The 10,613-nt window shown below is 53.6% G+C and carries 7 protein-coding genes; all 7 read left to right on the forward strand.

Annotation, left to right across the window (positions count from 1 at the left end; all coding sequences use genetic code 11):
• Positions 1 to 84: 84 nt before the first annotated feature.
• The 7 genes from J7M22_16210 (at position 85) to J7M22_16240 (ending at position 10,374) form a co-directional block, all read left to right on the forward strand.
• Positions 85 to 945: a DUF4159 domain-containing protein gene (locus J7M22_16210; GenBank protein MCD6508152.1), complete on the forward strand. Its 861-nt coding sequence runs from the start codon at positions 85 to 87 to the stop codon at positions 943 to 945.
• An 18-nt stretch (positions 946 to 963) separates the two neighbouring features.
• Positions 964 to 1,731, forward strand: coding sequence for a hypothetical protein (locus J7M22_16215; GenBank protein ID MCD6508153.1), 768 nt, complete (start codon positions 964 to 966; stop codon positions 1,729 to 1,731).
• 75 nt (positions 1,732 to 1,806) lie between these two features.
• Positions 1,807 to 4,287, forward strand: a complete 2,481-nt coding sequence (locus tag J7M22_16220) for a glycoside hydrolase family 2 protein (protein MCD6508154.1) — start codon at positions 1,807 to 1,809, stop codon at positions 4,285 to 4,287.
• A gap of 11 nt (positions 4,288 to 4,298) precedes the next feature.
• Complete coding sequence (locus J7M22_16225; GenBank protein MCD6508155.1) at positions 4,299 to 6,665, forward strand: DUF11 domain-containing protein; 2,367 nt, start codon at positions 4,299 to 4,301, stop codon at positions 6,663 to 6,665.
• On the forward strand, positions 6,665 to 7,534 hold the full coding sequence (locus tag J7M22_16230; protein MCD6508156.1) for a mechanosensitive ion channel family protein: 870 nt from the start codon (positions 6,665 to 6,667) through the stop codon (positions 7,532 to 7,534). The genes J7M22_16225 and J7M22_16230 overlap by 1 nt, the downstream gene beginning before the upstream one ends.
• A 2-nt stretch (positions 7,535 to 7,536) precedes the next feature.
• Positions 7,537 to 8,685: an N-acetylglucosamine-6-phosphate deacetylase gene (gene nagA / locus J7M22_16235; protein MCD6508157.1), complete on the forward strand. Its 1,149-nt coding sequence runs from the start codon at positions 7,537 to 7,539 to the stop codon at positions 8,683 to 8,685.
• Between the two features lie 24 nt (positions 8,686 to 8,709).
• Positions 8,710 to 10,374, forward strand: a complete 1,665-nt coding sequence (locus J7M22_16240) for a right-handed parallel beta-helix repeat-containing protein (GenBank protein MCD6508158.1) — start codon at positions 8,710 to 8,712, stop codon at positions 10,372 to 10,374.
• The last annotated feature ends 239 nt before the right edge of the window (positions 10,375 to 10,613 follow it).

Below are 10,613 nucleotides of genomic sequence, written 5' to 3' on the forward strand. Positions count from 1 at the left end.
ATTTATAGCCTGTCCTTGCGCTTGACTTGACCGACGGCAGGTGATATAGTATCAGCCGTAGAAAACCAACAGGAGGTTTTAAACATGAGGAAGATTTGTCTGTATATCGTGCTGTCGGGGGTTATCGCGATCTTCCTGGGATGTGCCGCTACAACTCAGCAAACGGCAACGACCGCTGAGAGCACGGCTCAAGCTAAGACGTCAGTAAAAGCATCGAAACCGGCTGCTGAGGCGGCGGCGAAGACAGCGGCAGTTCAAAGCACGATTCAGAACGATCCCTCAACAGGTGAGATATCCGGAACATGTACGATCGCCATTCTCAGGCTCAGATCGCTGGGTAGGACGTTCGATAGGGCCCTCTTCGGGCTGAAAAATCTGGCCAATCTCATGAATCATAAGACCAAGGTGAATGTAGATCCGAGGTCGGGCATCCTGACGGTCGACCCGAACGGGTTGTACACGCTTAAAGCCCCCTTTTTGCTGGTGAAACCCTCCCGCGAGCTATCAAACGCTCAAACCAAGCAGGCCTTGGCAGATTACGTCCAGAGGGGCGGTTTTATCCTGGTCGATGGCATATGGCAGGGTGAACTGGTTCCGAATTCCGCCCGATCACCTATAGCGCCCGATCATCAGATACTGCTTTATCCTAATATGATAGGCAATCTCCCGGGGCAGTTGAGGAGGATGGAGCTGGTACAGTCCGGCGGGAAGGTCGTGGGTGTGATCACACACGGTGAACTCAGCCCGCAGTGGGCGAGAGCTACGTCAATTATGGCCGCATCCACCGTTCAGGTGAAGCTGGGGATCAACCTCATAATTTATGCCCTGACACAAAGTAAGCTCTGCAACAACTCGAACTTCGATATCTATAAAGATCCGAACTCAAGGGAATATCAGAGGAAACATCCCCGAAAGGTCAATCTCGAGTTTTCCCCCGAGATATAATTATGAGGGGTGAGGAACATGAAAGCCGAGATGATGGAGGTTGTGGAGCATCTTCGCCTGAGAAACGATGTGGTCGGGGTTTTCCTCCTGAACGAACCGGTGAAGTTACGCTTTGTCGTCGTAGCTCAATCCGAACCCCAATGCCTGGAGAGGCTTTGGTATGGGATGAATGGGGATATTATATCCTTCGAGGTTATAGGGTTGAGGGAACTGGAAAGGATGATCCGCTCGGCTGAACGAAACGGGTATGTGCCTCCTGAGTATCTATCGCTGGCAGATGCCGAGGTGATCTTTGATACGATGTCCATTCTCGGTGAGGCAAGGGAGAGATTCTCCGAGCTTAAGAGACGCCGATTTAAACTTAACGAGTCGGATCAGAGGAGATACAGATGTGAGCTTTCCGTCCTCATGAAGGAGATCACCTTCGCTGATCAGACCGATCTGGCCAGGGAGATCAGGATATTCCGGCTGATCGAAACCGCCCTCAGGTGCTATATGGATCTTGAGGGGATGAGATGGACGAACCTGGACGAAGCCATCGAAAGGGTGAGGGAAAAAGATGTCGATCTGTATGATAGGATGATCGAGGCCATTAACGGAGGAAAAATGGATAAGAGAATCGCCGCCCTGAGGGAGATTTTGAGGAAGACCCTGAGATCAGCCGGTGGAGTATGGCGATCGGATGAACCGATAGCCGTTGGCAGATGCTCCAGATGCAAGGAGTCCTCCTTCTGTCTCCGCTCGCCTGAAGATGAGGCACGGAGATTCTTCAGACCTGTCCTCTGATCAATCTTCGGCCGCTAGCGTGTTGAACTAAAACGTTCAACATGCTAACGCTTCTCAATTGTAGGGAGGGATTTCATGTCTAAAAACGAATTTCTGTCCCTGAACGGGGAGTGGGATCTTTACTATGTCGATCCCGGTGTGGGTGAGGATATCGGACTACACCTTGAGAGGAAACCCCATCTCCCCGCAATCCCGGCCAGTGTGCCAGGCGAGGTGCATCTGGATCTGAAACGGGCGGGGAAGATACCAGACCCGTATTATGGGCGAAACGCCGAGCTGTGCCGTTGGATGGACGAAAAGGACTGGTGGTATCGCAGAAGATTTAAACTGGATCGAAAGGGCAAAAAGGTGTTCCTGATCTTCAAGGGACTTGATACCTTCGCCACCGTATATCTGAACGGCAGGAAGATCGGTGAACATGAGAACATGCATTACCCTGCTGTCTTCGATATCACAGATGAGGTTCGGATCGGCTCCGAGAACCTGCTCTCAGTTAAGCTCGGCTCACCCAAGCTTGAGTCGTGGAAGCGGGCGGGTGAACCCCTACCCGTCTGGAACACTACGTATGAGAGGCTCTACACGAGAAAGGCCGAGATGGGCTATGGCTGGGATTGGGCGCCGCCCATAATGCCCACGGGGATCTATCGTGATGTCCTGATCGAGCTGGTGGACTCGATCCGCATCGATGACATATTCGTCAAATCTACCCTCCTGGATGAGGGTAAGGCCGAGGTGGAGATCGAACTCACGCTGACCAACTTTCTGGGATCCGAGAGGGAGCTGCTTTTCAAATTCGAGGCCTCCTGTGAGGACAGTCTCATAAGCGGTGAACATCATCTCAAGGCGGAACCGGGTGAAAACAGATATCGGTTCTGCCACCTCGTGGAGGATCCGAAGCTGTGGTTCCCGTGGAATATCGGCAGGCCATATCTCTACGATATGAAGGCGGAGGTTCTGTTGGATGGCGAAGTGGCCGATGAAATGCATCTGCGTTTCGGGATCAGAGAGGTCAAGCTGGTCAGATATTCGGATGAATCCCCCAACGGGAGGGTCTTCTACTTCACCGTCAACGGGATCAAGGTCTGGGCCAAAGGGGCGAACTGGGTGCCGCCTGACCTATTTTATCCCGCCATCACGGAGGATCGCTATAGACGCGTTCTTCAGATGGCCGTCGATGGGAACATGAACATGATAAGGGTCTGGGGCGGAGGTATCGTGGAAAGCGACATCTTCTATGACCTGTGCGATGAGATGGGATTGATGGTATGGCAGGATTTCCTCTTCGCCTGTGGCGTCTATCCGGAGGACGATCACTTCGTCGATCTGGTCAGGCCAGAGGCGGAGTATATGGTCAGACACCTGAGAAATCACCCCTCCATAGTGCTTTGGTGTGGCAACAACGAGAACGAAGTCCTCGCCGAATCGAAGGGGCTCGACACTCGGGATCACAGGATCTTCTATCATCTGCTGCCGGAGATATGTTCCGAGCTTGATCCCACCAGACCCTATCATCCGGGCAGTCCTTCGGGCGGCGAGTGGGCTGATTCCCCCGAGGAAGGGGATAGGCATAACTGGGACGTGTGGTTCGGGTATAAAGATTATAGAAAGATCTCCGATCAGGCCAGATTCATGAGCGAGTTCGGTTGCCAGGCTCCGCCCTGCTACGAGAGCCTCCTGAAGTTCTTCCCTCCTGATAAGATTTGGCCGATAAACGACGAATGGCAATACCATATGATGCAGATCGAACGGATGATATACTGGAGTTCGGAGTTCGGCCCTCCTAGAAACGTGATCGAGTTCATCCGGGCGGCTCAACTCGCCCAGGCGACGATATTGAAGCATTACGTCGAGCACTACAGAAGGCTGAAGTTCATAAACGGCGGCGTGCTGGTATGGGATCTGGTCGCTCCCTGTCCGAACATCAGCTGGAGCCTAATAGATTATTACCTCTGCCCGAAGATGGCCTACTACGAGCTGAAAAGGGCCTTCAGCGAGGTGCTGGTCTCCATAAAACCGGAAACCGAGGAGTGGTTCTCGCTGTGGATATCGAACGGCAGGCTCTCACCGTTAAAGGGCGAGCTCCTTATACAGCTCCGGAACTTCTCGGGGAAGATCAAGCTGGAGGAGAGACTTGAGGTGAAGGTCAAGGAGAACGGAGCCACCAAGGTGGGAGAGGTCAACGCCAATCCGGAGGATGTCAGGACCGACTTTCTCTATGTGAGGTTCTTCTCGGACGGAAGGGTCCTCTCCGAAAACAGGCATTTCTTCACACAGGTTAAGGATCTCGCCATACCCGAGACGAATTTAGGGGTTAAACTGGTGAGTCGAAGCGAGAAAACGGCCGACGTAAGGATATATTCGGACGGCTATGCCAGATTAGTTCAGCTCAAGTTCGAAGGCGATGCCGAACCCATCTCCTATAGCGACAACTTCTTCGACCTCATAAACGGGGATGGCAGGACGATCAACATCAAATTCGATAGGCCGGTTAAAACCGGACGGCTGGTGATAACGGCACAGAACGCCGATACCGTATATCTGGATCTAGGACGATGAGGTGGTTCGGGATGAAAAAGGGGATGCTTATCATATCGCTTCTCCTTATGCTTTTTCCCGCTTTATCCCGGTCGCGAATAGTTAAACGCGAGGGTGTGGATATACCCACCAGGGTGGTGATCATCAAGGAAGGCGATACGCTGCGCAAGCTCGCCGAGGAATATCTGGGCTCGAAGGACAGATGGCGGGAGTTCCTGAAGGTCAACATCATCTCCGATCCCGAACTCATCATGCCCGGGGAGAGACTATATGTTCCCATCCTACCCCGTGAAACCTCCATTTCGAACGGCCATCCGGCCATGTTGATCCTTCAGCCTACGGAGGATGACACGCCCGAGATCGACGTTAACCCGGTGATGACGGAGCATCTGATCGTCGTCAGGGCGATCGATTCTAAGGGCAACCCCGTGCCCAACGTGAGGGTGGAGTGGGTGTTGAGCGATTTTCCCGGTTCGACCGGCGATATCGTCGAGGCAGATGACGAAGGTAAGGTGAACAACAGATATGCCGTCACATATACCAATTCCTCATCGCTCGATCTGAAACGAAATCCCAGGGACGGCAGGAGCTTGAAATTGGAGCCGGGCGATACGTGGGTGGGGATATCGGCGACATATCCGGGGCAGACAAAGGTTATAGCTATTTGTCCTTCCATACCCATGAGCTCTCAGAGAACCGCATATGTCACCTGTCAATGGTTGGATATCGCGTGGGAGTTTCCCCCTGACTCCGTGAGTGTGGTGAATTTCTCGGATAACGCCCGCAACGCGATAAGGCTCAGAACGAAGGTTTTCAAGGCTACAGATGGCTCTCCAATCGAGGGAATGAAGGTGAGCTATTCGATTCTGAAGACCGAGGGACTGATAGAGGCGCTTTTTGAAGATGGAGCCAAGCAGATAACCCTTCAGACCGATGCTAAGGGTCTCGCCGAGGCTGCCTTGGGATTGACCGAGCCGGGGCTGGGGAAGGCACTTATAGGGGTTGAACTGTTCGATCGATCGGGACAGATCATAAGCAAAGGGGAGGTATCAACGGAGTGGAAAGCACCCCAGTTGAAGATATCGGTCCGTGGACCTGCAAAGGCGAACATGATGGAAAAGGTAAAGCTGCAGATCGAGCTCTCCAATTCAGGGACATCCCCTGCCAGAAAGGTTCGTCTGAACCTGGCATCCGAGGGTTTCAGACTTGTTGGGTCGATCCCGAATATCGATGAGATAGCTCCAGGCAAAAAGATGCAGGTGTCTGTTGAGATATTGCCTCTCAGGCCGGGAAGCCAAAAATGTACCATTTCAGCCCTTTCAGCGGAGGGGATACAGAGCATAGGAGAGGCGAACATGGAGGTTATCCCTCCTCGGCTCAAGCTGTCGATAAACGGACCGGAGATAACAGCCCCTGGTTCGCAGATCACATATACGCTCTCCCTGAGCAATGAGGGCAACCGCTCGATCGATGGCGTTGAATTGAAGGCTCATATCCCCACTGAGGGGATGAAGCTCGTGAGGGCGATCGATGGGGAGGCGGATGAGAAAAGGGAAACGGTTACGTGGAAGAGCGGCCGTGTCTCACCTGGGAGTTCGAAATCCTTCACGATGATTCTTACCCCATTAAGGGAGGGGATCTGGGAGATAAAAGGGGAGGCGATCTACGGCGATATGAGCCTTACGGATGGGACTATCACTAGGGTAACGGCACCCAAACTGAGCCTTACCCCTTCTCATGACATCCTGGCGGCCAAGGTTGGGAGAAGCTATGAGATAGAGCTAAATCTCACAAACTCCGGCACAAGCGATGCCGATGACGTGAGGATCGAGATAATAGCGCCGGATGGCGTGGAGATCGACGGCGGTAAGAATGAAGTTCAGATCGGCAGGATCGGCACGGGAGAATCCAAACCGGTTAAACTCGAAATAGTTCCCACATCGCCCGGCAGATATGAGCTGAACTTTGAGGCGATCTCCCCTCGAGGGGGATCCGCCAAGGCCGCTATCACCTTGGTGGCCGTGGCGAAGCCGGAGCTGAAGGTGGAGATCTCCGATAGCGAGGACCCTGTTATACTGGGTAACGGGTTCTCCTACACGATCCTCGTGACCAACGTGGGCTCGGCCAAGGCCGAAGCGGTTAAGCTGATGGATGAGATCCCGTCGAAGTTGAAATACCTCGATGCGAAAAGCCCTATCGGACAGCCTGCCCTCAAGGATGGAATCCTATCCCTCGATCTGGGAGAGATCGGACCGGGCGATAAGATAAAGGTCACATTAGACGTCAAGGCGGTCGAGGAAGGGGATGTGATAAACAGGGTTACGCTCCAATTCGCTGGTCCCGGCGGAAAGATAACCGCTGAGGAGATGACCAGTATAATCAACCCGGAGGGCAAATGATGAAGACGATCCTCGATATCCTCAATTTCAAACTTTTCACGATCAGAAACATAGCCATAACTCCTTTCCTGATCCTAGAAATGACGGCTTTCGTCGTGGTCTCCTGGATAGTATCCAAGCAACTACAGAAGATCCTCAAAAGCAAGCTCCTCTCCAGAACGCATCTAGATGAAGGAACCCAGTTTACCATACTTAGATTGATACACTATCTGATCATGGCGATCGTGATCTATCAGGTCATAAACATGATAGGTCTGGATTTGAAGGGGTTGGCGCTTATAGCCGGCGTGCTTTCGCTTGGGATCGGCTTTGGGCTTCAGAATATCGCCTCGAATTTCGCCTCAGGCCTGATCATGATGTTTGAAAGGCCCGTCAGGGTCGGCGATCTGATCTCCGTCGGCGATATGGAAGGGGTGATAAAGGATATCAAGATAAGATCGACGACCATATCAACGCCGGATAACATCTCCGTTATCGTTCCCAATTCCGTTTTCGTCTCAGGCCAGGTGATAAACTGGACGTTAGGGGATCCGAAGATCAGAATACACATCCCCGTGGGCGTGGCGTATGGTTCTGACATTCAGCTTGTGACCAAGCTGTTGATGGAGATCGCAAGGGAGCATCCTGACGTGCTGGATAATCCACAGCCGGAAGTCTGGTTCAACGAGTTCGGCGATTCATCGCTGAACTTCGAGCTTCTGGTGTGGATCTCCTCGCCGACGATCAGAAGACGGGTGATAAGCGATATAAACTACGCCATTGAGGCTGCCTTTCGGGAACACGGGGTGGAGATCCCGTTCCCGCAACAGGACGTCTATGTTAGGAGCCTACCTCCCTTAAATGTCGGAAGGGAAAACACAGGAGGTTAACCATGAGGGTGTTCGGCAAGCTATATGACACGATGAGATTGAGCGTGATCGATATAGAGGATGGGGTGATAAGATCCATCACGCCATCATCCCAAAAGCCCGATGGTGCGATAGGAGACGAGGATTTGATCCTCGCTCCCGGGCTGATAGATATCCAGGTCAACGGATTCGCCGGTGTGAGCCTCAACGCCGAGGATGTCTCGACGGATACGGTCTATAAGATGAGGGAATCGATGATAAAGACCGGTGTGACGGCCTTCTGTCCCACCGTTACGACGGGATCACATGAGAGGATGTTGCGCTCGATAAGGGCGATCTCAGAAGCATGCACCGATAAGGAGATGGCCGATTACGTCGTATGTATCCACATGGAGGGACCTTATATCTCCGAGGAGGATGGACCGCGCGGGGCTCACCCTAAGGAACACGTGCGCGATCCGAACTGGGATGAATTCATGGAGTTTCAAGAGGCGGCTGAGGGACGGATAAGATATGTCACGCTCGCACCTGAAAGGTCGGGCGCTGTGGAATTCATCGAAAGGCTCGCTGATGAGGGTATCCTACCGGCCATCGGACATACCGGCGCCGAGACGGGACATATCCAGGACGCGATAAAGGCGGGCGCGAGGCTTTCAACCCACCTAGGCAACGGTGCTCATGCCAGGATAAGGCGACACCCTAACTATATCTGGGATCAACTGGCCGCTGATGAGCTCTATGCCAGCATTATACCCGACGGCCATCACCTCCCCCCCAGCGTCGTCAAATGTTTCATCAGATGCAAGGGTAAGGGGAAGGTGATAGGGGTCACAGATGCTGTCTTTGCCGCCGGGATGCCGCCCGGTGTCTACGGGAAGGTTGAAGTCAGAGAAGACGGCAGGGTGGGACTGATCGGAACGGAGTATCTGGCCGGATCAGCTCTGAGGTTAGATAAAGGGGTGGGGAATCTGGTCAAATTCGCCGGGATCAATCTGGAGGATGCCATCAGGATGTGTTCCTCAATTCCCGCTCGGCTTCTGGGGGTGGATGATAGAATGGGCGAGATAGCGGTTGGAAAATGGGCCAATCTGATTCTGTTCAGATGGGATGGGGAAAGCTGTAGGATGGAGCTGGAGTACACGATCATCAAGGGAAATCCCTTCCAGGTGTGATAGGCTGTGTCGGAGGTATGGAATATGCGAGTTTTGGCGTTGCTCCTTGTGATGGTCCTGCCTCATCTCTGCCTTGCGAGGACTTACGTCGTGGACGCAAATCACCCCAAAGCATCTGACCGCAACCCGGGCACGGAGGAACTCCCCTTCAAAACCATAGGGCGAGCGGTGACGGACCTCAAGCCGGGGGATGTGGTGCTGATAAAGGCAGGAGTGTATCGGGAGTCGGTGACGATAAAGGCCAGCGGAACCAAGGATAAGCCCATCGTCATAAAAGCCTGCCCCAGGCACGAGGGGAAGGCAATCATCAAGGGGAGCGAAATCTTTCGGGAGTGGAAGCAGATTCCGGGGAATCCTGTCTGGGTCGCCCTTTGGAAATACCGGCTCGATGCCCACTACCCACAGGAGTGGGAGGACTTCGGACCGTATGCCAAGAGGTGCGAGATGGTCTTCGTCGACGGGAGGCCGCTCAAGCAGGTCCCGGCCAGGGGGCTTTTGATGATGAACACCTTCTTCGTGGACGATGAGAACGGAAAACTTTACATCGCCGTCCCCTACGGGACGTCCCTCTCCAGAGTGGAGGTGGCGGTGAGGCAACGGGGGATCTTCGTGCGGGGCAGTCACTTGCGGTTCAAGGGCTTGACGGTTATGTATGTGGCCAACCACCACAAGGAGGCCGCCTTCGATGTCATAGGGAGGGACATCGTCATCGAAGGTTGCTGGGCGGAGTGGAACAACCTCGACGGCTTCCGGGTGGCAGGGAGGAACAACCGCATGATAAGGTGCGTCGCTAACCACAACGGGAGGTGCGGGATCTCCGCCAGCATCCACGATAGCGTCCTTGAGGGGTGCGTCACCGATGAGAACTCGTGGAGGTTCGGGCCCCTTTGGCACTCTGGAGGCGTGAAGGTGGTAGGCGGAGCCCCTTCGGGAAACCGCATCATAGGCCATATCGCGAGGAATAACAACGGTAAGGGGATTTGGTTCGATTACGGATGCAAGAACAATCTCGTCGAGCGGTGCTTCCTTCATGGAAACCTCATCGCCGGGCTGGAGTTCGAGGCGTGCTTGGAAGGGAATGTGGCGGTCAACAACGTCATCTGCCACACCAGGAGGTGGCGAGGGTCGCTCCGAGAGAACAAGACGGGAGTGGGGATAATGCTTTACGAGACGCTCGGCACTCGCCTCATTCACAACACCATCTTCGGTAACGAAGGTTACGGCATCCTCATTGCCGGCGGGAAGAGGAGAATCCACTACACGGGCAAGGAGGCGGTGAGCCGGGGAATTTTCATCCTCAACAACATAATCGCCGGGAACGGTGGAGCTGGCTTGGGTTTCTGGGTCTGGGACGAGAGCGCCAAGCTCGAAGCAATTGCCTCCCACTGGAGCGATTTCAACCTCTGGTGGCGAAACGGGAAGGGTGATGTGGAACTTCCTCCCCACGGCAATCCAATCAGAGAGACCGTTGAGAAGTGGGCCAAATCTCAGGACGCCCACTCGCTCCATCTCGACCCGAAATTTGCAAACCCCAAGAAGTACGACTTCCGACTCCTTGCTGGAAGTCCTGCCATAGACAGGGCGAAACCGCTCAAGGAGGTGAAGGTTGACTTCGAGGGCAAAAGGCGCTTCCTGGGGAAGGCCCCTGACATCGGAGCTTTCGAAAGCTCCCCCGCAAAGGGAAAGTGAACAGTAGCTCCTTTTCTCTTTGCTTGAGGAGGCTGAATCCGCGTGCACTACTTTCGGGCTTCCTTTCCCACTATCGAAAAGAACCCTTTGGAATCCGCTGTGTTGAACAAGTCATACCTTATTGGAGAGCTAGAGAGCCAATGCTGATCTACCCCCAGTTTTATCACCCCCTTTCAATAGCTCAGAGGAGATAAGGAGAAATAAGGCTCCAAACGAAACTCCTTCCAAGAATCCCTCAC

This window comes from Candidatus Poribacteria bacterium (assembly GCA_021162805.1).
In the GTDB taxonomy this organism is placed as follows: Bacteria; Poribacteria; WGA-4E; order B28-G17; family B28-G17; genus JAGGXZ01.

Bases quoted from the DNA above. Each gene is read 5' to 3' on its own strand.
- J7M22_16210 (MCD6508152.1), top strand. From the start codon at position 85: ATGAGGAAGATTTGTCTGTATATCGTGCTGTCGGGGGTTATCGCGATC.
- J7M22_16215 (MCD6508153.1), top strand. From the start codon at position 964: ATGAAAGCCGAGATGATGGAGGTTGTGGAGCATCTTCGCCTGAGAAAC.
- J7M22_16220 (MCD6508154.1), top strand. From the start codon at position 1,807: ATGTCTAAAAACGAATTTCTGTCCCTGAACGGGGAGTGGGATCTTTAC.
- J7M22_16225 (MCD6508155.1), top strand. From the start codon at position 4,299: ATGAAAAAGGGGATGCTTATCATATCGCTTCTCCTTATGCTTTTTCCC.
- J7M22_16230 (MCD6508156.1), top strand. From the start codon at position 6,665: ATGAAGACGATCCTCGATATCCTCAATTTCAAACTTTTCACGATCAGA.
- nagA (MCD6508157.1), top strand. From the start codon at position 7,537: ATGAGGGTGTTCGGCAAGCTATATGACACGATGAGATTGAGCGTGATC.
- J7M22_16240 (MCD6508158.1), top strand. From the start codon at position 8,710: ATGCGAGTTTTGGCGTTGCTCCTTGTGATGGTCCTGCCTCATCTCTGC.